Raw genomic sequence first — 22602 nt, forward strand, 5'->3', positions numbered from 1 at the left:
AACGCGTTCGCGCTGAACTTCGTGAACGTCGCCAAGTCCAGCCCATGCAACTTCGCCGAGGTGTTCACCACCGACGCCCGCCTCAAGAGCCTCAACCTCACCGTCCTCGCCGACGACAAGAACTTCTTCCTCAGCCAACTCGCCGGCCTGGTCATGCGCGACGAGACCTACCAACAACACCCCGACCTCGCCAAGCTCGCCACCATGCTCGGCGCCAAACTCACCGAACCCGCCATGATCGAGCTGAACGGCAAGGTCGACCTGGAAGGCCGCAGCGCCGACCAAACCGCCGCCGACTTCCTCCGCGCCAACGGCTTCATCCGCTGACGCCCCTGGTCACCGGCCGTGAGTGGTTAGCGGTGTCATAGCACCGCTTACCACTCACGGGTTCTGACCAGGGCCGATGCGAGGTCATAGCCAGTCCTCGTAGCAGGCGTCCGCGTCCGGATCGGTGGCCAGCCAGCCGTTCGGGTCGTCGTGAAGGTCGATCGTCGTGTCGGAGCCGTCGGCCCCGATACGGACGAGCAGGTCGGCGAGGTTGTCCCGGTCTAGGTCGACGACCAGCGCCAGCTCGTCGCGGACCGGCAACACCATGGTGTCGGGGTGGCCGTCGTGGTCGGTGTCCACGCCGTTGCGGATCTCGATTCGGCCGTTGCCGTCCGGACGGATCATCGGTGCTCCATGGCGGCATGGTGGCTGGCGCCGCCGCATCCGAGGGGCCGTTCGACATACATCGTTTGCTGTCGCGAATTCGTTGTCGCGGACCCGCCCGGCGTGTTAGTTTCGCGGTGCAATTCGGATACTCCATTGCCGTCTGGGCAATTCTTGACTCCCAAAGCGAGAGGGCGGTTTATGTCCGAGACGTCCACCCTGACCGCCGGGCTGCTGGAGCGGCTCGCCACCGGGCCCGTGATCTGCGGCGAGGGCTACCTGTTCGAGCTGGAACGCCGCGGTTACCTGCAGGCGGGCGGGTTCGTCCCGGAGGTGGTGCTGGAGCATCCCGAGGAGGTCAGCACGCTGCACCGGGAGTTCGTGCACGCCGGCTCGGACGTGGTCGAGGCGTTCACGTACTACGCGCACCGGGAGAAGCTGCGGGTGATCGGCCAGCTGGACCTGCTGGAGCCGATGAACCGGCAGGCGCTGCGGCTGGCCGCGCAGGTGGCCAGGGAGACCGGCACGCTGCTGGCCGGCAACGTCTGCAACAGCACGATGTTCGACCCCGCCGACCCGGCAACCGCCGCCCAGGTGCGGGAGATGTTCGACGAGCAGATCGGGTGGGCCGTCGAGGCCGGGGTGGACTTCGTGGTCGGCGAGACCTTCAGCTACCTGGAGGAGGCATCGCTGGCGCTGGCGTCGATCAGGGCCACCGGGCTGCCCTCGGTGGTCACGCTGGCGGTGCACCAGGAGCCGCGCACCCGGGACGGCTTCTCGCTGATCGACGCCTGCCGCCGGCTGGAGGACGAGGGCGCCGACGTGGTCGGGGTGAACTGCGCGCGCGGGCCCGCCACCATGCTGCCGCTGCTGGGTTCGCTGGTCGCGGCGGTGTCCGTGCCGGTGGCCGCGCTGCCGGTGCCGTACCGGACCACGAACGAGCAGCCCACCATGCAGTCGCTGCGCGACCCGGCGAGCGGCTCCGAGCGGGCCTTCCCGACCGCGCTGGACCCGTTCACCTGCAACCGGTACGAGATCGCCGAGTTCACCGAGGCCGCCGCCGAGCTCGGGGTGCGCTACCTGGGCCTGTGCTGCGGCGCGGCACCGCACCACCTGCGCGCGATGGCCGAGGCGCTGGGTCGGCGGCCGGGCGCGAGCCGGTACTCCGAGGACATGTCCCGGCACGTCTACTTCGGCACCTCGACCGAGCTGCGCCGGCACAACCTGGAGTACGGACGGCGGTTCTCGACACAAGCGAGTGATCACTAGATGTACTGAACGCCGTTCTGTCGGGGGGAGTCTCTACTCTGCTCGTATGGCGGTGATTGCGGGACGGGTGGCGCTGGACGCGTCGTCGGTGGTCCGCTGCCGCCGCCGGGTGCACCTCGACCACGACCCGTCCGCCGCGCACGGCCCGCGCGCCGAGCCCGACCCTGCCCTCGAACAGCGCAGGGCCGACGCGACCGCGCACCGCGCCGAGATCGGCGCCCGGCTGGCCGCGCTGGCCGGTGCTGACTGGGTGGCCACCCCGGACGGTTCGGTGCACGAGCGCGAGCGGGCCACCTCGGCTGCGCTGGCGTCCGGCGCGCGCTACGTCTGGAACGCCGTGCTCCCGGTCGACGGCGCCCGCACCGGCGAGGCCGACCTCCTGGTCCGCGCCGAGGACGGCGGATACCGCCCGGTGATCGTGGTCCGGCACCGGGTGACCGACCCCGGCGCCGGCGCGCTGACCGGCCCGTTCGGCCTGCCGAAGGTGGAGCTGGCCGCCCCCGACCCGGCCAGGCGTCCCCGCTCGCAGTCCCGTGACCAGCTACGGCTCGCGCACCTGACCAGGATGTTGGAGTCCATCGGCCACGCCACCGCCGGTCCCGCGCTGGGCGGCGTGATCGGCCTGGACGCCGACGTGGTGCTCTGGCACGACCTGTCCGCGCCGACCTGGCCCGGCGGCCACGACACCCTCCAGGAGTACGACGCGCGCTTTGCCGACCGGGTCGCGGTGGCCACCGCCGCGGCGGCCGGCGAGCCCGCGCTTGCCGAGCCGTCCCGGATCACCGAGTGCCGCCGCTGCCCCTGGTGGCCGACCTGCGAGGCGGTGCTGGCCGACCGCCGCGACGTCAGCCTGGTGCTGCGCGGCGAGGACGCGATGGCCCTGCGCGCGGCCGGCGTCGGCACCGTGGCCCAACTCGCCGCGCTCGATCCGGCCGGGGAACCGCCGGTACCGCTAGGCGGCATGCCGTTCGCCGACGCGGTGGTCCTGGCCAGGGCGTTCCAGCGCGGGCTTCCGCTGGTCCGGCGCGTCGCGGAGGTCAAGGTGCCGCGCGCGGACGTCGAGCTTGACGTGGACATGGAGAGCTTCAGCGAGTCCGGCGCCTACATGTGGGGCTGCCTCCTTTCCACGCCGTCCGGGGTCGACCTCGGTGTCCCCGTCGGCTACCGCGCGTTCGCCACCTGGGAGCCACTGCCCACCGCCGACGAGGCGCGCTCGTTCGCCGAGTTCTGGGGCTGGCTGCGCGAGCTGCGGGCGCGCTGCGCCGAGCTCGGCCTGAGCTTCGCCGCGTACTGCTACAACGAGCAGGCGGAGAACCGCTGGCTGCTCGCCTCGGCCGACAGGTTCGCCGGCCACCCGGGCATCCCGAGCCGCGCCGAGGTCATCGAGTTCATCACCTCCGACGCCTGGATCGACCTGTTCGCCGTGGTCAGCGAGTGGTTCCTGTGCGCGCACGGCAAGGGGCTCAAACGCATCGCGCCGGCCGCCGGGTTCACCTGGCACGACCCGGACGCCAGCGGCGAGAACTCGATGCGCTGGTACCGCGCGGCCGTCGGGATGGACGGCGAGCCCCCCGACCCCGGCCAGCGCGACCGGCTGCTGCGCTACAACTCCGACGACGTGCACGCCACGCTCACCCTGCGCGAGTGGATGTGCTCGCCCGGCCTTGCCGATATCCCCCTCGCCGCCGAGCTGTGACCGCCCCCGAATGGGCGTAACCTCGCGGTATGGCGTGGTTTGGGCGTGACAAGACGAGGCCGGTCGACGCCGAGCAGGCGCTGCCGGGCAGGCCGGACCCGCTGGCGGTGCCGGAGCGGCACTACGTCAACGACCACCGGATCCAGCCGCCGTTCCCCGACGGCCTGGCCACCCTGGTGGTCGGGATGGGCTGCTTCTGGGGCGCCGAGCGCGGATTCTGGCAGGCCGAGGGCGTGTACTCCACCGCCGTCGGCTACGCCGGCGGGCACACCCCGAACCCCACCTACGAGGAGGTCTGCTCGGGCCTGACCGGCCACACCGAGGCCGTCCTCGTGGTCTTCGACCCGGCCCGGATCCCCCTGGACACCGTGCTCAAACTGTTCTGGGAAGGCCACGACCCGACCCAGGGCATGCGCCAGGGCAACGACATCGGCACCCAGTACCGCTCGGCCATCTACTACGCCGACGACACCCAGCGCGCCGCCGCCGAGTCCACCCGCGACGCCTACCAGCGCGCCCTCACCGCCGCCGGCCGCGGCAAAATCACCACCGAGATCGCCCCGCTGCGCGAGTTCTACTACGCCGAGGACTACCACCAGCAGTACCTCGCCAAGGTCCCCAACGGCTACTGCGGCCTAGGCGGCACCGGCGTAACCTGCCCCATCGGCACGGGGATTGAGGCGGCCGGAGGCTAGAACCGTCATCAAAGTTCGCAAGTTGACCCGCCGCACGGGCGAACTCCATATGATCGAGCGCCGTGAACGTGGGGGGACGACAGTCGAAGAAGGGTCGTCGTGAGCTAGGACCCCTATGGACAACGGCCATCAGCGGACTGATCGTTGCTCTCACGGGCGCGGGCTTCTTCGCCGGGCGAGCTAGCACGCCCGAACCCACGCCGAGCGCTTCCTCTCCAACAATCAAGGTGACCGTCCGCCCTCCGGCTGCGACCTCGCAGACTTCGCCGCACGTGGTTCCTAGCCATCGCGGGCCCAGCCCGCGGCTGAGCCTTCGGTGTATTTTGTGGGTCAGATCGATTGGGGCTCATACAACCTCGACTTCCGAACTCTTCGCTATCTGGAAGGCAAGAATCTCAGTAGTCATTTCCGGGTTTTCTCAGCACCGAGGCAGGCGCAAACCTCGCCGAATGGCAGATCAACAGCGCGCCCAACAAGGACGAGTGCGCCGACGCCGTCACCCAGTCGATCACAGACGATAGTGTGGGAAAGGTAGAAATTGCGACAGTAGACACCAATCGGCAGCAGCCCTGGAAAGCAGGAGCAATATGCGACTGGTCAACATGATCTACTTCTCTCGACCGCGATTGAATGCTTTCTTTCCTGAACACCCGCCAAGGCTCCTGCCGACCGTGAAGGTTGGGGTTAATCTTGAAGTGGCGTCAGTGGAAATGGGCTCTCCCGCAGCGCGAAGCCCGACCGATGCGGAGCTACACAGGCTGCGCCAAGTACGCCAACAGATCAAACGCCATGCATCGTATTTCTACGCTCCCGACCTTCGAACGGGAGACTGGATCTATTTCGATCTCAGGATGGGATGGAGCACCTCTCACGAGGATGGAGATCTTCCTGACCTCGACGATGTATTGTTGTTCTTTGGCTCCATGCCGAGCGAGCACACCCACAGTAGAGCTCCCGTGGATCTCATGTTGTGTGGATCTACAGAGCATCTACTTAAGAAGACCGCAACTGCCGGAAGGATGGGCTCAGGGACAGGTTGGCTCCACAGCCTAATCCTGAAGATCAACCATTCGGACAAAGGCGGCGAGACTGGGATCCCGCCAGACCTGGACCAACACGCCCTCACCGTGTGCAGCGCAAACCGCCGGGAGGTGGTGGCACGATGGGTGTTCGACGTCATCGCCAGGCACCATGCACCTATTCATCGAGCACGCGTTCAAGGGTTGGCGCGCGTAGATCTCAGCTTCGATGATAGGACGACTTTTCCCCGCCTAGTGGTAGCCACTCCCTTGTATGTCCAGGACGCATCGAGGAAGTCGACAAGCTGGATTACAAGACTGCGGCTTCATCGCGATCTCTGCCGCCGCTACGGCCAATCCATATGGAAGTGGAGCCCTGACCTCGCTCCGCATGACCGCAACAGGTACTACGTTCCGCCGGAGTAACCCTCGCGTTCAGCCGCCTCGACACGGGCATCGACAGCGACACCGTCAAGCGCGACCACCTGATGGACCGTTACGGGGTGCAGGTCAACAAGACCTCCCGCAACACGGTGCTGTTCATGACCCCCATCGGCACCGCCCGCAGCTCGGTGGCCCACCTCATCGAGGTCCTGGTGGAGATCGTGCGCGAGCTCGACCAGCGGGTGATCGGCTACAGCCCGCGCGAGCCACGACGTGGTGTCCGCGACCTTCGTGACGCCGTACCCTCCGGGCTTCCCGGTGCTGGTGCCCGGGCAGTGCTTCAGCACCGAGATCCTGGACTACATGTCCAGCCTGGACACCCCCGAGGTGCACGGCTACCGGGCCGACCTCGGCTACCGCGTCCTCACCGAGCGGGCGCTCGCCGGTCAAGGGTCTGGTGGCCGGACTGTAACTGTGTAATTATCTCCGCCGTGAGCGAGCCGGAGTTGCCGCAAGAGCTGGGCCGGCACGATCCGCCCCCGTTGGAGCCGGTGCCGAGCACGGTGGTCACTACCTGGCCGGTCGGGACGTTCGTGGAGAACCTCGCCGCGCTGAGCACCGGCGAGCTGCTGGTGTCCGTGCTGACCGCCGGCGAGCTGCAGGTCGTCTCGCCCGAGGGTGCCCGGCGGGTGCTGGCCGCGACGCCGGCGCCACCGGCCGGGGTCGTGGTGCGCGGTGAGGACTACTTCGTGCTCGCCGGCGTCCCTGAGACCGGGCCGTACCAGGTCGTCAGGGTCGGGCCGGACGGGCGGGCGGCCGAGTGGGTGGCGGTGCCGGACGCGAAGTTCCTGAACGGGTTCGCCGTGGTCGGCGGCGGTACGGCGTATGCGGTGGACTCCGTGCTCGGTCGCATCGTCGAGATCGACCTGGACCAGCCGGGGTTTCGGGTGGTGCTGGAGCACGAACTGCTGGCCAAGCGCACCGAGATGCCGGGCATGCCCGCCGTGAACGGCATCGCCGTGCGCGAGGACGAGCTCGTGCTCACCAACACCGAGAGCGCGCGGGTCCTGCGGGCACCGCTCGGTGCGCACGGGCCGACCGGCGTGGTCGAGGTGATCGCCGAGAACCTGCGCGGCGACGACCTGGCGGTGGCCGGGAACGGCGACCTTTACATCACCACCCACATCCACAACACGGTGATCAGGCTCGGCGCGAACGGGGAGCGGGTGGCGGTCGCCGGTCGGGACCAGGGCATGGCAGGGTCCACGGCCTGCGCGTTCGGGACCGACGGCGGGCTCTACGTGACCACCACGGGCGGGGTCGTCATGCCGCTGGACGGCTTGACCCAGCCGGCGAAACTGGTGCGCCTCGACCTGGGGTAGCTCCCGTCACGCCGCCTTGATCGTGGCGATGCGCAGCTGCTGGCTGGGTAGGTTGCCGGCGCACACGGTGGCGTCGTACGGCACGAAGACGGAAACCCGCTGGCCCGGCGGGTACACCCGCAGGCCCCGCACCGGCGTCGGCCGGCACACCACCGGGTCGTAGTTCTCCACCCGCACCATGGCCAGCGCCGCCGAGGCCACCGCGCCGGGAGCGAGGGTGACGGTCCCGCCGGGGGCGCCCTCCCGCAGCGCGGCCCGACCGATCTGGGCGCCGCCGTCCTCGGTCAGGTAGGAGACGCCGGGGAAGCCCTGGGTCACGCAGGCCCGCGCGCCGGTGTTAGTGAACCGCAGCGGCGCGTACGTGGTGCCGGCGGCGCCCTCGCCCGGCCCCAAGGTGACCGACAGGGTCGACGCCGTGCACGTCACCGGGGGCTGCTCGGCGGGCGCCCAGCCGAGCAACCCGAGGCCGAGCGCCAGCGCGACCAGCCCGCGTCCGAACCGGCACCAACGCATCGGGTGCCTCCCCGCGCCGTGGCCGCGCCCTCCGGGCGACCCCTCCGCGATCGTACCGGTCACCTTTCCGGTCCGTCATCCGTCGGAAAGGGCGAGAACGTTCGACAAGAAAAGGGAGTAACGCCATGAGCGTCCTTGTTCTCCGTTTCACCGCCAACCAGGACGACGTCACGGACGTCGAGACGCGGATCGACGAGATGATGGCCGCGATCCACGATGCCCAGCCGGCCGGAATTCGTTACACATTGGGAAAGCTGCCCGACGGCGTGACCTTCGTGGGCGTGCTGGAGCTCGAAGACGGGGTGGACAACCCGCTGCCCGCCATCGCGGAGGCACGACGGTTCCAGCAGGGCCTCGAGGGCTGGTCGGTCGACGGGAAACCGGCTGCTCAGCGGCTGGACGTCCTCGGCGCGTACGGGATCTCGGGGTAGCACGGGTGTTTGTCGCGTACGTCATCGTGACCGTCGCCGCCGCCGCGATCAACGCCGTCGCGGCGGCCGTCGACTTCGCTCGCTCCGAGTGGGTGCTCGCGAACATGACCAGGTACGGAGTGCCGCATTCCTGGATTCTTCCGTTGGGGGTGGTAAAGGCGGCCGGGGCGCTCGGGTTGTTGGCCGGAATCTGGGTGCCGTTCCTCGGACTCGCGGCCTCGGCCGGGCTCGTGGCGTACTTCGTCGGCGCCGTGCTGACGGTGGTGCGAGCCCGGTGGTACTCGCACGTCCGGTTCCCGGCGCCGTTCCTCCTGTTGGCGGCGGGCTCGCTGGCGCTGCGGCTGGTCGTGGCCTGAGGGCGGCGGCCCCAGGCGCACGCCCTGCGCCATCAACGATCGCTTGTTAGGGTCGCGCCGCGTCATGGCCGATGCCGGCCGGACGCATTGGGGCTACGCGACTCGCTTGTATCGAGCAGATCAGGGGTTCGATTCTTCAGCTCCAAGCAGGGGTCGGGGGGCCGTCTACTCCAGGAGAAGGACCATGGCAAGCACGAAGCTGCTCGCACGCCGTTCGGTTGCGGCCGCGCTGGGCCTGGGCGTCGCGCTCGGCGCGAGCGTTGCGCTGAGCGTGTCCGTGCCGGCAGGCCAGGCCGAAGCCGCCCAGCCGGCGGCGCTGGCTCCGGTCGGCGCCGGACAGCTCGCCCTCGGGCACCTCGGCAGCATCGTGGTCGGCAACTATGGCGCCGTTGTCGGTGCCCTCGACCCGAACCTGCGGCGACAGCTCAACACCGATGTCCTGGCGAGGACGTGGGCGGACTTCCAGCGAGCGCACGGGAGCTATCGGTCACACGGCGAGCCCGTGGTTGCTCCGCGAGGCGAGATGTCCGTGGTCAACGTGCCGCTGAACATGTCGAGCCAGCGCGGACAGTTCCAGATCACCTTCCACCCCGACGGCCGCATCGCCGGGATCTATCTCCTGAACGCCTGAGGCTGGTCGTGGCCTGAGGGCGACGGTCACAATGGTGGCATGCGGTTCGGGTGGACCACCGTCGCTGCGCCCTCGTCGGCTCCGCGACCGGTCGACGTGCTCACCGTCGGGGTGACCGAGGCGGGCGTCGCGCTGGTGTGCTTCGGCGCGGGCGACGGCGCCCGCCGGAAGGTCGCCGACGCGGCTCGCTGGCTGGAGGTCGACGCGGAGCGCGACGACGTCTTTGCCGCCGCCGCGGCCGAGGAGCTGTCCGAGTACCTGGCCGGGCGGCGGCGCGCCTTCGAGCTGCCGATCGACTGGCGGCTCACCTCCGGCGACCAGCACGCCGTGCTCACCACGCTCTACCGCGAGGTCGGCTACGGCGAGACGATCACCTACGGCAAGCTGGCCACCCGCAGTGGCGCGTACCACACGGACCACCTGGGGCACGCCGCCCGCCGGGTCGGCTCGATCATGGGCTCGAACCCCGTTCCGGTGATCGTGCCGTGCCACCGGGTGCTCGCCTCGGACGGGCTGGGCGGCTTCGGCGGCGGGCTGGCTGCCAAGCGCTGGCTGCTCGAGCTGGAGGGCGCGCTGCCGCCCGCGCTGGACCTGGCCTGGAGTTGACGGAGAGCGGACGTGAGCGCGGACGCATAGTCATTGTCCAGCCCCGTCGACCCTTCTAGACTCTCGAACTTAGGCGAGCCTTAGTAGCGTGGAGTCGCGGAACTCCCTGGGCACCCTGTTCGTCCTTACAACGCCCGGTCCTCGATCCCCCTGAGCAGAGGAATCCCATGACCACAGCCCCATCCAGTCCGGCGAAGACGGCGCAACCGGAGATCGAGCCCGAACCGAAGAGCGCGCTGGAACGCGTCCTGCTGGTGGTGTTCGTGGTCGTCCCGTTCCTCGCCGTGCTCGCCGCGGTGCCGCTGGCCTGGGCCGCCGGCTGGCTCGGCTGGGTCGACGTCGCGATCTTCGCGGTGTTCTACATCGTGTCCGGGCTGGGCGTCACCGTCGGCTTCCACCGCTACTTCACGCACGGCTCGTTCAAGGCGAAGCGGCCGCTGCGGATCGCGCTCGGGCTCGCCGGCAGCCTGTCCCTGGAGATGACCATCATCGACTGGGTGGCCACCCACCGCCGCCACCACAAGTACTCCGACGCGGCCGGCGACCCGCACTCGCCGTGGCGCTTCGGCAACGACTGGAAGGCGCTGACCAAGGGCCTGTTCTTCGCCCACGTCGGCTGGCTGTTCAGCAACGAGCGCACCAACCGCAAGCGCTACGCCCCCGACCTGGTCGCGGACCGCGACATCGAGCCGATGCACCGCCACTTCACCTGGCTGGTGGCCGCGTCGATGCTGCTCCCGCCGCTGATCGGCGGCCTGGTGACCTGGTCCTGGTTCGGCGCGCTGACCGCGTTCTTCTGGGCCAGCCTGGTGCGGGTCTCGCTGCTGCACCACGTCACCTGGTCGATCAACTCGGTGTGCCACGTGTTCGGCGAGAAGCAGTTCACCGTGCGCGACAAGTCCCGCAACGTGTGGTGGCTGGCCATCCCGTCGTTCGGCGAGTCCTGGCACAACCTGCACCACGCCGACCCGACCTGCGCCCGGCACGGCGCCCTGCGCGGGCAGCTGGACCCGAGCGCCCGGGTGATCCGCTGGTTCGAGAAGCTGGGCTGGGCCTACGACGTGCGCTGGCCGTCCGAGCAGCGGCTGGCGTCGAAGCGGGTCAGCTAGCCGGGCGTGGCCGGCGCAGCGACACGGCGGTGACCACCGAGGCCACCAGCCCCGCCGCGCCGGCCACCAGGAACGTCGTCCGGGGCGAGGTGGCGTCCAGCAGCAGCGCGCCGCCCAGGTAGGACAGCCCGGCGGCCAGCCCGATGCAGCCGTAGAACGCCCCGAACACCCGCCCCTGCAGCTGCGCGGGCACGTGGCGCTGCAGCAGGGTGGTGGCGCCCACGTCCATGGCCGCGATGCCCACGCCCCGTATCGCCTGCAGCCCGAACGCCACGGCGACCGCCCAGCTCAGCCCGGTCAGCAGGTTGCCGGCGCTGCTCACCGCGAAACCGCCGACCATCAACACCGCCATGGACACCCCGGCCCGCGCGCCGGTGAGCCGCCCGAGCAGCCAGTAGCCCGCCAGCAGCCCCAGTCCGACCGCGCTGAGCAGCACCGCCACCGCCGCGTCCCCTCCGCCCAGGTCGCGCTGGGTGAGGAAGACCAGGGCCACGTCGTCGATGCCGTTGCACGCGATCACCACGAACGTGCCGAGCACCGCCGCCCGCGCGATCCGGGCCCGCCGCAGGTACGCCAGCCCCGCCCAGACGCTGTCCTTCGATCCGTCCGCCCCGGCGCCGGTGTCGGCGTGGCGCAGCGCGGGCAACCGGCACAACAGCACGGCCGACACCAGGAACGTGGCGGCGTCGACCACCAGCACGCCCCGGATCCCCAGCCACGGCAGCAGCGCCGCGGCGACCAGCGGCCCGAGCGCCTCGGCACCGTTCGTACCCAAACCGACCGCCGCGTTCGCCACCGGCAGCCTCGGCCCCTCCACCAGCGCGCCCACCGCCGTGCGGGACGCGGGCGCGAACGCCTGCGCGGCCAGCGCCCGGGCCGCGACCAGCGCGAGCAACACCGGCAGCCCGGGCAGCCACAGCGCGATGAGCACCGTCAGCGCGGCCTGAACCAGCTCGCAGCCGATCATGATCCGGCGCGGGTCGAACCGGTCGCTCAGTGCGCCGGCGGCCGGGGCGAGCAGCGCCGGCAGCACCTCGCCGAACACCAGCAGCGCGGCCACCGCGACGGCCTGGCCGGTCCGGTCGGCGACGTGGAGGAGCAGGGCGACCAGGCTCAGCGAGTCACCGAGGAAGGACGCCGTGCGAGCCGTCCACAGCACGCGGAAGTCCCCGTGGGTCCGGATCAACGTGAGCACGGCTCACAGCATGACCGCTGCCGAGCCGACACACCCCTGGGTTTCGCGCTCACGAGTGTGCTGAAACGCGCGACTCAGTGTGCCAAGAGCCCCGACTCGCGGGTCATTCTTCGAGCACGTACCCGACGCCTCGGACGGTGCGGATGCGGTCGGAGCCCAGCTTGCGGCGTAGGTAGCCGATGTAGACCTCGACGACGTTGGAGGACGGCGGGTCGCGCCAGAGCATGGTCGTGAGCTTCTCCCGGGACATGGCCTGGTCGGGGTGGCTGATCAGGATGGTGAGCAGGGCGAACTCGGTCGGGGTCAGGGTCACGAGCTGGCCGTCCACGCTGACCAGGCCGAGCGCGGTGTCCACGGTGATGTCGCCGCGGCGGGCGACCGCGCGCTCGGCCGGCTGCTCCTCGCGCATCCGCAGCCGCAGCCGGGCGATCAGCTCGTCCACGCTGAACGGGGTGAGCAGGTAGTCGTCCTGGCCGCCGCGCAGCCCGGCCAGCACCTGGTCGCGCTGCTCGCGGGGGGTCAGCGCGATCACCGGCGTGTCCGAGGCCAGCCGGGCCAGGCCGGCGAGCACGGCGGCGGTGTCCAGCCCCGGCAGCCCGACCTCGAGCACCACGGCGGCGAACCGGCCGGACTGTACGGTGTCCAGCACCCGGGTGCCGTCGTGCATCACCGTGGCGTCGTATCCGTGCGAGCGCAGGGTGCGCAGCAGCGGCCCGGTGGACCGGTCCGCAGGCACCGCCAGCAGGACGCGATAACGCCGGAACGTGAGGGCTCGTGGTTGCTGCACTTGGCCCAGAGTTCCGCGCCGTGCGCGGCCTGACAATCGACGAGCGGGCGGAATACCCGGCCGGACCAGCGTTTACCGGGGCTTTCTGAGTCGGCTATCGGGCAGCCGGAGCAATGCCGCCATGCGACCGGACTAGTAGGCCGCGGTTGGGCGCGGCACGCCGACCATCGGGTTTGTCTCGCTCTCATCTTGCGCAACCTGGGCGCCCGAAGCTCCTTACCGTGCGTGCGCTCCCTCGCTCCCCAGCGATCCACCGATCCAGCGACGCGTATCGCAGAAAGGCCCCTTCCCCCGTGCTCCCCGACACACCCCCGTTACCGCGCGTGACCATGTTGCTCGCGGTGCTCACCGGGCTCGTCGTGGCCGTGCCGACCTGGATGTCGGGCCCGTCCACCCCGGGCCAACCGACGGCCGGCGCCGACGGTACTCCGCCGCGCGCCGACCGTCCGGTCGCCGAGACCGACCGGGCGCTGCTGGTGACCCTGCGGCAGTTCGGCCTGTTCGCGGTCCCGGTCGGCCAGCAGGTACGGCAGATGGCCGCCGACCCCGGCGTGCGCGAAATGGGCGGCTCCCTGGCCACCGACCTGGACTCGCTGTCCGACCAGGTCCGCGCGGTGGCCGACCGGCTGGGCGTGGCCCTGCCCAGCCAACCGACCGGACAGCAGCAGGCCTGGTCCGCCCGGATCTCGGGCAGCTCGGGCGCCGGCTACGACCGGGTCGCGGTGAGCCGGCTCCGGTCGGGCTGCACCACGACCCGCGCGGTGATCGACCGCGCCAGGACGGAGTCCACCGACGAGCAGGTCCGCCGGCTCGCCGACCAGGCCGCCGCGATGCTCGACAGGCACCTGTGGCAGCTCGACCGGGCCCCCGCCGGCTGAGCCGCCGGACCCCGTCCGCAACCGCTCCCCCACAGAGAGAAGGCACGTAATGGCACCACCCGGACGACATCGACTCCCCCGACCAACCCGGCTGCTCGCGCTGATCGTGGTCGCGCTCGTCGGCGCGGGCCTGGTGCTGACCACCGGATCCGCACTCGCCCACGACAGCGACGGCAAGTCGTCAAGCAAGGCCGACCGGGGCAGCAGCGATGACGACGATCGCAACGACGACGACCGGCGCAAGCGTGACAAGAAGAAGGACGACGACGACGAGTTCCCCGGCCGGGACAAGGCGGAGCCGCCGGATGACGACGACTTCGTGGACATCCGCAACGTGAGGCCGGACGACGACCGGCCGCGCAACGAGCGCGACGCCTCCACCGGCAGCTTCGTGGCGCACTGCGGCACCAACGGCAACGGCCACCGCAACTCGGACAACTTCATGGTCACGCCGGGCAAGCGCAACGGCGCCCAGCACGTGCACGACTACGTGGGCAACCTGTCCACCGACGCGTTCTCCGACGACGACAGCCTGCACGAGGCCGGCACCACCTGTGACCGGAACAACAAGTCGACGTTCTTCTGGCCGGTGCTGCGCGACACCCGAGGCAGCGGCGGCGACGAGAACAAGGACGGCGGCGGCCGGGACGGAAACTTCGGGCGGATCCTGCGCCCGGTGACCGCCGACATGCGGTTCGTCGGCAACCCGACCCGCAAGGTGAACCCCATGCCGGACGACCTGTCGATCATCACCGGTGACGCCCAGGTCAAGAAGAACGGCGAGAAGAACGCCAACGCGCAATGGACCTGCACCGGGTTCGAGAACCGAATTACCGACAAGTACCCGCTGTGCCCGTCCGGCAGCAAGATCGTCCGAATCCTGGAGTTCCCCAGCTGTTGGGACGGCAAGAACCTCGACTCGAAGGATCACCGGGCGCACATGGCGTTCCCGGACGACGACGGCGACTGCAAGCGCGGCTTCAAGACCATCCCGAAGCTGCGCATGACCTTGGCCTACGACGCGCCGCCCGGGCGCAACTTCGCGCTGGACTCATTCCCTGATCAACAGCACGACCCCCGGACCGACCACGCCGACTTCATGAACATCGCCTCGAAGGAGGTGCTCGACCTGGCCGCCGACTGCATCAACTCCGGTCGCAACTGTTAACCCCAATTGGCCGAGCGCGGTCCATCGAGCAACATCGGTGGACCGCGCTCCGGCGCGTTCGCTCCAAATCGACGGGCTCAATTTTCTGTGTTACGCTCAATGATATGGGCCAGAAAGATCGATCGACGACATTATCGGGGATGCGACCGAATTCGATTTCTACTGACCTAAGACACCACCGCATCGCATTGCCCGAACCATCTCAGTCGTACGACCAGGACGCGGAATGGTTCGTCATCGAACTGGATCGAAAATGGCACGAGATCCGGTTTCACAACTACGCCGAGATATACTCCATACCCGGCCTCTACGAGCAGCTTTTCTACAACGTACTGCAATGCGATTCACCACGGTTCATGTGCGATTTCCTGCACGCCGAGCTGGACCGCGCCGGGGTGGAGCCCGGCGAGCTGCGGGCGCTCGACCTCGGGGCCGGCAACGGCATCATGGGCGAGCAGCTGCGCAAGCTGGGCGTGGCGTTCGTGGTCGGGGCGGACATCCTGCCCGAAGCGGCACGGGCCGCCGGCCGGGACCGCCCCGGCACCTACCGCGACTACCACGTGCTGGACATGACGGCGCTGACCGCCGACCAGCGGGCGATGCTCGGCGAGTACCGGTTCAACGCGCTGAGCTGCATCGCCGCCCTGGGGTTCGGCGACATCCCGCCTGCCTGCTTCCGCACGGCGTTCAACCTGGTCGCCGACGGCGGCTGGGTGGCGCTGACCATCAAGGAGGGCTTCCTGACCGACTCGGACACCTCGGGGTTCGCCGGGCTGCTCCGGGACGCGATCAAGGACGGTTCCTTCGAGGTGGCCGGGTCACGCGTGTACCGGCACCGGCTGGCAACCAGCGGCGGTCCGCTGCACTACACGGGCATGATCGGCCGCAAGCGCGCGGACTTGTAGCCCACCTCAGCCGGGGCTGGGGCGCACGCCGCCGTCGATCCCGACGGTGGTGCGGTTGCGGGTGTCCTCGAGCCCGGTGAATCCCTCGTCAGGGGCGAACGCGTCCCTGTCGAACCTCGTCCTGATGTCGTCCGCCGTGCCACCGACCTGGTCGGGCCCGTACCCAAAGGCACCGACCAGGTCGCCGGGCGCCATCAGGTCGTGCAACCCGGAGTTCGGGTCGGTGTGCCAGCTGCCCAGGAAGTGGCCGGCCTCGTGCGAGGCGATGTTGCCGATCGCGCGCCCGACGAAGGTGAGCCGGTCGCCGCCGGTGGCCAGGTAGTGGTTGAGCGAGTCCGGCCAGTCGGCCGGGCCGCTGAGCCTGTCCAGCAGCACCAGCGCGGTCTCCTCGCGGGCCAGGTTGCCGGGGTCCACCGACTCGGAGATGCCCACCGTGTCCACCCCGGCCTCCGCCGCGGTGCCACCGATCACGACCCGGCTCACGTTGGCGGTCCCGAACCCGTCGGTGCCGACCTCGATGCCCAGGTTCTCGGTGACGGTGTCGGCGATCAGCTTGGTCAGCGCCGGCTCGTCGGAGTCGCGCAGGCCCCAGCGGGGCAGGAACTTCCGCAGCGAGGACAGCCGCCTCGGCTGCGTGACGGCGGTGTCGGTGCCGAAGGTGGTCGTGTCCAGCGTCGCGCCGGCGAACTCCAGCACGATCCGCTGCGGGCCGGTCTCCGGGGGCCGCGCGATGAGCAGCCGGGCCTGGTAGGTGCCGGCGCCCTTGCGCACCGCGACCCGGTGCGTGCCGGTCACCTCGGCCACATGGTCGATTGTCGCGTTGCCGCCGGCCGGCAGCGGGGAGCCCGCCGGGTAGCTGGACGAGCGGTCGGTCTCCGAGCCCTGCACGAGCTGGCCGCGCGGGTCGTAGACCTCCAACCGCTCGGCGCCGCCCTGCACCGTGGCGCCGAGCACCTCACCGGCGCGCATCGGCACCTGGTAGGTGTCCACCTGGTCGGCGCCGGTCAGCTCGCCGGTCAGCTCGGCGGCCGGGTTCTGCCCGGGGCCGGTGCCCAGCCCGTCGATCCGCCTGCCCAGCTCCGGCTGGCCGGTCACGCCCTGCCCGGCCACGCCGAGGCGCAGCGGCGGCGGGGCGTCGGCGCGGGCGTGGACGCGTTGCTCACGCGGCCGGTGCGGCAGCGAGCAGTGCCAGCGGGCGGCTGCGGTGGCGGCCGCCAGCGCGACCGGGTCGACAGATCCGGGCGCGTCCAACCGACCGATCAGCACGGCGCTGAGCAGGACGGATGCCGTCACCGGCAGCGCTGTCCATGCTCGTCCCATGATCCGTGCCGGCCCCCCGTCTTGATCGAATCACGACGGTAACCGAGTGTTAGCGTGACCAACCAGGACAGACACTCCTTCGAGTGTTAGTGACCCGCTGGTATCTCGCTTACTGTGGCCGCGTTCACCCGTGTCGCCTCGGCGGTGAGTCCGTCCGGATGTCGGGCAAATATGGGAAGCTAGAGACGACGAGCTATGACGGCGGGGACGACGGCAGACATGGTTACCAAGTCGAAAACGGTCACCGGATCCGACGGCCGGACCTGGACGGTACGTCGACGGATGGAATGGTCGATGCCCGCCACCGGTGAGGACTTCGAGCACGACGTGGACGGTGGCCGGGCCGGCGTGGCGATGATCCTGTCCACCCTGGGCCTGTTCTACGTCGCGCTGTTCAGCTGGAAGCCGGCCGACGTACACATACCCTGGTGGGTGATGCTGGCCGGGCTGATCGTCGTCGGGTTCTTCCCGGTGCGCTGGGTGCTGCGCCGGCCGTGGACGATCGTGGCCCAGACCCCGGGCGGCTACGACCTCGACCCCGAGCACTGGGTCGGCGTGGTGCGCGGGCTGAGCAAGGCCAGGGAGGAGACCAAGATGGTCATCCGCAGCATCCGGATGCGGGCCACCCCCGCGTACGCCGACGGCCCGCTGCAGCCGGTCAGCTGACGAGCACCTCCCGAGACCATGCCCGAGCTACCCGAGGTTGAAGCGCTGGCCCACCACCTACGCGAACACGCGGTGGGCCACCAGGTCGCGAGGGTCGACCAGGCCAGCATGAGCGCGCTGAAGACGTTCGACCCGCCGCTGTCCGCGCTCGCCGGCCGCCCGGTCACCGGCGCCGCCCGGTACGGCAAGTTCCTGGCCATGGAGTGCGACGGGCCGCACCTGATCACCCACCTGTCCCGGGCCGGCTGGCTGCGCTGGCACGACACGGCCAGCACCGTGCCGCCCAAGCCCACCGGCAAGGGCCCGATCGCGCTGCGGGTGCACCTGGACGAGCCGGGCGGCCCCGGGTTCGACCTGACCGAGGCCGGCACCCAGAAGCGGCTGGCGGTGTACGTGGTGAACGACCCCGCCGAGGTGCCCGGCATCGCCAGGCTCGGCCCCGACGCGCTCACGCTGTCCCGCGCGGACCTGGAGAAGATCCTGGCCAAGCGCACCGAGCGGATCAAGAACCTGATCACCGAGCAGGGCGTCATCGCGGGCATCGGCAACGCCTACAGCGACGAGATCCTGCACGTGGCCAAGCTGTCCCCGTACGCGGTGGCCGGCCGCCTCGACGAGGCCAAGCTGGACGCCCTGTACGAGGCGATGCACCAGGTGCTCTCCGACGCGGTGAAGCGCTCGGTGGGCCAGGACGCGGCTCGGCTCAAGGGCGAGAAGCGCTCCGGCATGCGGGTGCACGCGCGCACCGGGCTGCCCTGCCCGGTGTGCGGAGACACCATTCGGGAGGTGTCCTTCGCCGACCGTTCGTTCCAGTACTGCCCGACGTGCCAGACCGGTGGGAAGCCCCTGGCGGACCGCCGCCTCTCCCGCCTGGTGAGATAGCAGCCGTGCCCGAGATCCTGAACTCGCCCAGCGCCCTGCTGGTGCTGCTGATCACGGTGCTCTGCGTGGCCATCGTCGCGCTGGTCCTGCTGTACAAGGCCAAGCGCCGCGCGTTCGCCTCGCCGCTGGAGCGGGCCACCTTCTCCACCCTGCACACCGTCTCGCTGGCCGCGCCCGCGCTGCGCGAGGGCCTGTCCCGCCAGTCGGCCTCGTTCGCGCTGCCCTACCTGCGCACCCTGCTGGAGACCTGCGCGCTGACCATGACCGACGACCAGGCCCAGTCGCTGGGCTGGGACGGCGAGGGCGACCACCACACCATGGACGTGGTGGAGCTGGCCCGCCAGGTGATCAGCACCGGCCGCCAGCAGGTCTCCTCGCACACCGCCATCGACTGCGGCCGCGACGACTGCGTGATCAAGGGCATCGTGGTGGTCCCGCTGGAGACCGAGGGCAACATCGTGGGCACCCTGGGCGCGCTCACCGAGTCCACCACCGGCCCGGTGCTGCTGCGCGCCACCGCCGAGGTCGCCCGCTACGTCTCCAGCCAGCTCGAGCTCGCCGAGCTGGACGAGTCGCGCGCCAGGCTCAACCGCGCCGAGGTCCGCGCGCTGCGCGCCCAGATCTCGCCGCACTTCGTCTACAACGCGCTGACCACGATCTCCTCGCTGATCCGCACCGACCCGACGCGCGCCCGCGAGCTGCTCAACGAGTTCGCCGACTTCACCAGGTACTCGTTCCGGACCGCCGGCGAGTACACCACCCTGCAGGACGAGCTGACCAACATCGAGCGCTACCTGATGATCGAGCGCGCCCGGTTCGAGGACCGGCTGCACGTGCGGCTGCAGATCGCGCCCGAGGTGCTGTCCGTGGTGCTGCCGTTCCTGGCGCTGCAGCCGCTGGTGGAGAACGCGGTGCGGCACGGGCTGGCCGGCGTGCCCAGCGGCGGCTCGATCACCATCACGGCGGAGAACTCCGGCGCCGAATGCGTGATCAGCGTGGAGGACGACGGCGTCGGCATGGACCCCAAGCGGCTCAAGGAGGAGATGACCGACGCGCACCTCTCCGGCGCGCACGTCGGCCTCGGCAACGTGGACGACCGGATGCGCTCGGCGTTCGGCGACGACTTCGGCCTGGTCGTGGACACCGCGATCGGCGCCGGCACGAAGATCACCTTGCGGGTCCCGAAGTTCCGGGCCGGCATCCGCGCGTAGCGTGCATGGTATGACGACGTTGCTCGACAGGCTTCCGAACACGGTGACCGGGCGGCTGCCGGGGCGGCTCGGGGAACGCGCCGACCGGTCGGTGGTGAGCGTGGTGCGGCTGCACGGGGTGATCACGCCCGCGCTCGGGCCGATGGCCAGGTCCGTGCTCAACCTGAGCGTGCTGGAGCCCGTGCTCAAGCGCGCGTTCGCCCCCGAACGGCTGGCCGCCGTCGCCCTGATGATCAACTCCCCGGGCGGGTCGGCCACCCAGTCCGCGCTCATCGCCGACCGAATCCGGGGGCTCGCCGAGGAGCGCGGCGAGCGAAAGGCCCCGGTGCTCGCGTTCTGCGAGGACGTGGCGGCCTCCGGCGGCTACTGGCTGGCCTGCGCCGCGGACGAGATCTACGCCCACGCCACCTCGCTGGTCGGTTCGATCGGGGTGGTCAGCCACGGGTTCGGGCTGGCCGGGCTGCTGGAGCGGCTCGGCGTGGAGCGGCGGCTGTACACCGCGGGCAGCAACAAGGCGCGGCTGGACCCGTTCCTCCCGGAGAAGGAGGAGGACGTCGCCTGGCTGTCCGCGCTGCAGGGCCAGCTGCACGAGCAGTTCCAGGGCTGGGTCAAGGAGCGCAGGGGCGACAAGCTGGCCACCGGCGACGGCGACCTGTTCAACGGCGAGGTCTGGACCGGGGCCAACGCCGAACGGCTCGGCCTCGTCGACGGGCTCGGCACCGCACGCGAGATCATCGCCAACCGCTTCCCGGACGCCGAGCCGGTGCTGGTGGAGGGCCGCAAGCCGCTGCTCGCCCGGCTCGGGGTGGGCGCACCGGCGGCGGGGTTCGGCGCGGCGTCGCTGGCCGAGGGCCTGCTGCAGGCCGCCGAGCTGCGCGCCGCGTGGGCCCGGTTCGGACTGTGAGGGGCGCCCAGAACGTGGGATGCTGACCGAGGCCCCCATTGGGGTGAGTGGCGAAATCCGCCCCAGCCCTGGCACTCGGCGACAATCACCGCCACCATGATGAATCGGGCAGACACGGTGCGATGAGCAAGACTCCGATGCGATGATATATATCTCACACCGGGGGGATAGAGCAGGATGAGGAGATCGTGAACAGTTCAGAAGGCTCCGGTGGGCTGGTCGTTCTCGCGGTAGACGACGAGAAGCCCGCTCTCGACGAGCTCGAGTACCTGCTCGGCCAGGACCAGCGGATCGGCACCGTGCTCACCGCGTCCAACGCCAACGACGCGCTCCGCATGCTCAGCGGCAGGGAGCGGCATCGGGACAATACGCCGGGAGCCCCGCAGGGCCAGGTCCCGGTGCACCCGATCACCGGTGCGCCGATCGCCAGGAGCACGGACGTGGACGTCGTGTTCCTGGACATCCGGATGCCCGGGCTGGACGGCCTGGAGCTGGCCAGGGTGTTCTCGACCATGGTGGTCCCGCCGGCGGTGGTGTTCGTGACCGCGCACGACGACCGCGCGGTCGACGCCTACGAGGTCGGCGCCGTGGACTACCTGCTCAAACCGCTGCGCTCGGAGCGGTTGCGCAACTCGCTGGACCGCATCCTGTCCAGCCGGGTGGTGGCCAGCAACGAGTCCGGCTCCGGCGACGGCGGCCCCAGCGACGACGAGGTCATCCCCGTCGAGCTGGCCGGCACCACCAAGCTGGTGCCCCGCTCGGCGGTCCGCTACGTCGAGGCGCAGGGCGACTACGCACGGTTGCACACCAACGACAACAAGAGCCACCTGGTCCGCATTCCGCTGTCGGTGCTGGAGGACCGCTGGCGGGATGCCGGCTTTGTGCGCATCCACCGCTCGTACCTGGTGTCGCTGCCGCTGGTCACCGAGCTGCGGCTGTCCGGGTCCGGCTATGTGGTGCGGATCGGCTCCGGCCCGGAGACCGCCGAGCTGCCGGTCAGCCGCCGGCACACCCGTGAGCTCAAGGACCGCCTGGTGCGTGCGACGAAACAGGCGTGGAGCCAACGGTGAGCTCCGACGGCCACGTGCCGTCGGTGGCGTCGGACCCCGATCCCGAACCACGGGAGCCCGACGCCGATCTCGAGCCGGACCGCTCCCCGGTCCAGCTCCGCCGCGAGCTGCGGCTGCGCGTGCAGGGCCTGCTCAGCGCGGACGAGCCCGCCCCCGACCCCGACCGTCCGGGCGCGAGCCAGCGCCCGCCGGACGACGACCACACCGACCCGAACGGCTCGACGCACCCGATGCTCAGCGCCGGCCGCCACGCCCGCCGCGACGGCCAGAGCCGCCCACCCCGGCTGGACTACGTGCCCCGCCACGCCGTCCGTACCCCCGGCCCCGGCTCGGTGTCCCCGAACGACAAGACCGAGGTGTTCTCCCGGGTCCGCAGGGACCCCACCGAACGCCCGCTGCCGGCGCGCCCGGAGTCCGAGCCGCTGCACGCCCGGCCTTCCGCCGACCCGGTGCCCGAGCAGAAGACCGCCGAACCACCGCCCGCACCCGCCGAACCGATCACCAAGGGCAAGCGCGAGCGGGTGGTGCTGGCCCAGCGCAAGGGCCAGGCCCGGCCGGTGCGCACGGTGGTGGAGGTCCAGGACCTGACCCAGGTCGGCGAGGTGCTCAGCTCCAGCCTGATCGGCTCGCAGCTGGGCCTTTCGGTGCGTTTCGGCGCCGTGGCGGTGCTCGCGCTGGGCTCGCTGCCGGCGCTGTTCGCGATGTTCCCGGTGCTGGGCAGGTTCGAGCTGTTCGGGTTGCGGGTGCCGTGGCTGCTGCTCGGCGTGCTGGCCTACCCGTTCTTCGTGTTGCTCGGCTGGCTGTACACCCGCTCGGCGGACAAGATCGAGCAGGTCTTCGCCGACCACATCCAGAGCTAGCCCGTAACACGGGC

Annotated in this window: 26 protein-coding genes; 21 read left to right on the top strand and 5 right to left on the bottom strand. The window is 70.4% G+C overall.

Features of this window, described 5'->3' with window-relative positions; translation table 11 throughout:
* Positions 1-327 (top strand): glycine betaine ABC transporter substrate-binding protein (locus N912_RS54035; RefSeq protein WP_037066189.1); only part of this gene is annotated, 327 nt, incomplete at its 5' end.
* A gap of 84 nt (positions 328-411) precedes the next feature.
* On the opposite strand, the gene N912_RS54040 is transcribed toward N912_RS54035, so the two are convergent.
* A complete protein-coding gene (locus tag N912_RS54040; RefSeq protein WP_037066191.1) occupies positions 412-672 on the bottom strand; it encodes a hypothetical protein in 261 nt (86 codons plus the stop codon).
* Positions 673-852: 180 nt separating this feature from the next.
* Between N912_RS54040 and N912_RS54045 the strand changes: the two genes are divergently transcribed.
* From N912_RS54045 to N912_RS0123005, 6 genes are all read left to right on the top strand, one after another.
* Positions 853-1920: a homocysteine S-methyltransferase family protein gene (locus tag N912_RS54045; RefSeq protein ID WP_037066193.1), complete on the top strand. Its 1068-nt coding sequence runs from the start codon at positions 853-855 to the stop codon at positions 1918-1920.
* Between the two features lie 46 nt (positions 1921-1966).
* A complete protein-coding gene (locus N912_RS0122985) occupies positions 1967-3616 on the top strand; it encodes a TM0106 family RecB-like putative nuclease (RefSeq protein WP_028924233.1) in 1650 nt (549 codons plus the stop codon).
* Positions 3617-3645: 29 nt separating this feature from the next.
* Entirely contained in the window at positions 3646-4311 is a 666-nt protein-coding gene (gene msrA, locus N912_RS0122990) for a peptide-methionine (S)-S-oxide reductase MsrA (RefSeq protein WP_028924234.1), read from the top strand.
* A gap of 602 nt (positions 4312-4913) precedes the next feature.
* The gene (locus tag N912_RS67070; RefSeq protein ID WP_425415318.1) at positions 4914-5756 is read left to right on the top strand and encodes an SAVMC3_10250 family protein; all 843 of its coding nucleotides are present in this window, start codon (positions 4914-4916) and stop codon (positions 5754-5756) included.
* 231 nt (positions 5757-5987) lie between these two features.
* Positions 5988-6194 (top strand): Orn/Lys/Arg family decarboxylase, encoded by a 207-nt coding sequence (locus N912_RS65235; protein ID WP_028924235.1) that lies wholly within the window; start codon positions 5988-5990, stop codon positions 6192-6194.
* An 11-nt stretch (positions 6195-6205) separates the two neighbouring features.
* The gene (locus N912_RS0123005) at positions 6206-7096 is read left to right on the top strand and encodes an SMP-30/gluconolactonase/LRE family protein (protein WP_028924236.1); all 891 of its coding nucleotides are present in this window, start codon (positions 6206-6208) and stop codon (positions 7094-7096) included.
* A gap of 6 nt (positions 7097-7102) precedes the next feature.
* Here the strand turns inward: N912_RS0123005 and N912_RS54050 are convergent, their stop codons facing one another.
* Complete coding sequence (locus N912_RS54050) at positions 7103-7609, bottom strand: DUF4232 domain-containing protein (RefSeq protein WP_156993925.1); 507 nt, start codon at positions 7607-7609, stop codon at positions 7103-7105.
* A 125-nt stretch (positions 7610-7734) separates the two neighbouring features.
* Here N912_RS54050 and N912_RS0123015 point away from each other — a divergent pair, with 125 nt between their 5' ends.
* The 5 genes from N912_RS0123015 to N912_RS0123035 all read left to right on the top strand — a co-directional run bounded on the left by N912_RS0123015 (position 7735) and on the right by N912_RS0123035 (position 10742).
* Positions 7735-8040, top strand: coding sequence for a hypothetical protein (locus N912_RS0123015; RefSeq protein ID WP_028924237.1), 306 nt, complete (start codon positions 7735-7737; stop codon positions 8038-8040).
* A gap of 5 nt (positions 8041-8045) precedes the next feature.
* On the top strand, positions 8046-8396 hold the full coding sequence (locus N912_RS0123020) for a DoxX family protein (RefSeq protein ID WP_028924238.1): 351 nt from the start codon (positions 8046-8048) through the stop codon (positions 8394-8396).
* A 184-nt stretch (positions 8397-8580) separates the two neighbouring features.
* Positions 8581-9027, top strand: coding sequence for a DUF3887 domain-containing protein (locus N912_RS0123025; RefSeq protein ID WP_028924239.1), 447 nt, complete (start codon positions 8581-8583; stop codon positions 9025-9027).
* Between the two features lie 39 nt (positions 9028-9066).
* A complete protein-coding gene (locus N912_RS54055; RefSeq protein WP_051580662.1) occupies positions 9067-9633 on the top strand; it encodes a methylated-DNA--[protein]-cysteine S-methyltransferase in 567 nt (188 codons plus the stop codon).
* Between the two features lie 167 nt (positions 9634-9800).
* Positions 9801-10742: an acyl-CoA desaturase gene (locus N912_RS0123035; RefSeq protein WP_028924240.1), complete on the top strand. Its 942-nt coding sequence runs from the start codon at positions 9801-9803 to the stop codon at positions 10740-10742.
* Here the strand turns inward: N912_RS0123035 and N912_RS0123040 are convergent.
* Together N912_RS0123040 and N912_RS0123045 are read right to left on the bottom strand one after the other, a co-directional pair.
* A complete protein-coding gene (locus N912_RS0123040) occupies positions 10735-11937 on the bottom strand; it encodes an MFS transporter (RefSeq protein WP_211261355.1) in 1203 nt (400 codons plus the stop codon). The genes N912_RS0123035 and N912_RS0123040 overlap by 8 nt on opposite strands.
* A 103-nt stretch (positions 11938-12040) precedes the next feature.
* Complete coding sequence (locus tag N912_RS0123045) at positions 12041-12724, bottom strand: winged helix-turn-helix domain-containing protein (protein WP_051580663.1); 684 nt, start codon at positions 12722-12724, stop codon at positions 12041-12043.
* 329 nt (positions 12725-13053) lie between these two features.
* On the opposite strand from N912_RS0123045, the gene N912_RS54060 reads away from it, so the two are divergent.
* The 3 genes from N912_RS54060 (at position 13054) to N912_RS0123060 (ending at position 15675) form a co-directional block, all read left to right on the top strand.
* A complete protein-coding gene (locus tag N912_RS54060; RefSeq protein WP_245645415.1) occupies positions 13054-13602 on the top strand; it encodes a DUF4142 domain-containing protein in 549 nt (182 codons plus the stop codon).
* A gap of 49 nt (positions 13603-13651) precedes the next feature.
* On the top strand, positions 13652-14770 hold the full coding sequence (locus tag N912_RS0123055; protein ID WP_064745367.1) for a DUF1996 domain-containing protein: 1119 nt from the start codon (positions 13652-13654) through the stop codon (positions 14768-14770).
* A gap of 356 nt (positions 14771-15126) precedes the next feature.
* Entirely contained in the window at positions 15127-15675 is a 549-nt protein-coding gene (locus N912_RS0123060; RefSeq protein WP_245645386.1) for a methyltransferase domain-containing protein, read from the top strand.
* A 6-nt stretch (positions 15676-15681) separates the two neighbouring features.
* Here N912_RS0123060 and N912_RS0123065 read toward each other — a convergent pair whose 3' ends face one another.
* Positions 15682-16968, bottom strand: a complete 1287-nt coding sequence (locus tag N912_RS0123065) for a hypothetical protein (protein ID WP_028924245.1) — start codon at positions 16966-16968, stop codon at positions 15682-15684.
* 321 nt (positions 16969-17289) lie between these two features.
* Between N912_RS0123065 and N912_RS0123070 the strand changes: the two genes are divergently transcribed.
* From N912_RS0123070 to N912_RS65240, 6 genes are all read left to right on the top strand, one after another.
* Positions 17290-17661 (top strand): hypothetical protein, encoded by a 372-nt coding sequence (locus N912_RS0123070; protein WP_245645387.1) that lies wholly within the window; start codon positions 17290-17292, stop codon positions 17659-17661.
* An 18-nt stretch (positions 17662-17679) separates the two neighbouring features.
* On the top strand, positions 17680-18543 hold the full coding sequence (locus N912_RS0123075; protein WP_028924247.1) for an Fpg/Nei family DNA glycosylase: 864 nt from the start codon (positions 17680-17682) through the stop codon (positions 18541-18543).
* A 5-nt stretch (positions 18544-18548) separates the two neighbouring features.
* The gene (locus N912_RS0123080) at positions 18549-19754 is read left to right on the top strand and encodes a sensor histidine kinase (protein WP_028924248.1); all 1206 of its coding nucleotides are present in this window, start codon (positions 18549-18551) and stop codon (positions 19752-19754) included.
* Positions 19755-19764: 10 nt separating this feature from the next.
* On the top strand, positions 19765-20658 hold the full coding sequence (locus N912_RS0123085) for a S49 family peptidase (RefSeq protein ID WP_028924249.1): 894 nt from the start codon (positions 19765-19767) through the stop codon (positions 20656-20658).
* A gap of 188 nt (positions 20659-20846) precedes the next feature.
* Positions 20847-21728, top strand: a complete 882-nt coding sequence (locus N912_RS0123090; protein ID WP_028924250.1) for a LytR/AlgR family response regulator transcription factor — start codon at positions 20847-20849, stop codon at positions 21726-21728.
* On the top strand, positions 21725-22588 hold the full coding sequence (locus N912_RS65240) for a hypothetical protein (protein WP_211261356.1): 864 nt from the start codon (positions 21725-21727) through the stop codon (positions 22586-22588). The genes N912_RS0123090 and N912_RS65240 overlap by 4 nt, the downstream gene beginning before the upstream one ends.
* Positions 22589-22602: the final 14 nt, after the last annotated feature.

The organism is Actinospineispora acaciae DSM 45401 (assembly GCF_000620785.1).
In the GTDB taxonomy this organism is placed as follows: domain Bacteria; phylum Actinomycetota; class Actinomycetes; order Mycobacteriales; family Pseudonocardiaceae; genus Pseudonocardia; species Pseudonocardia acaciae.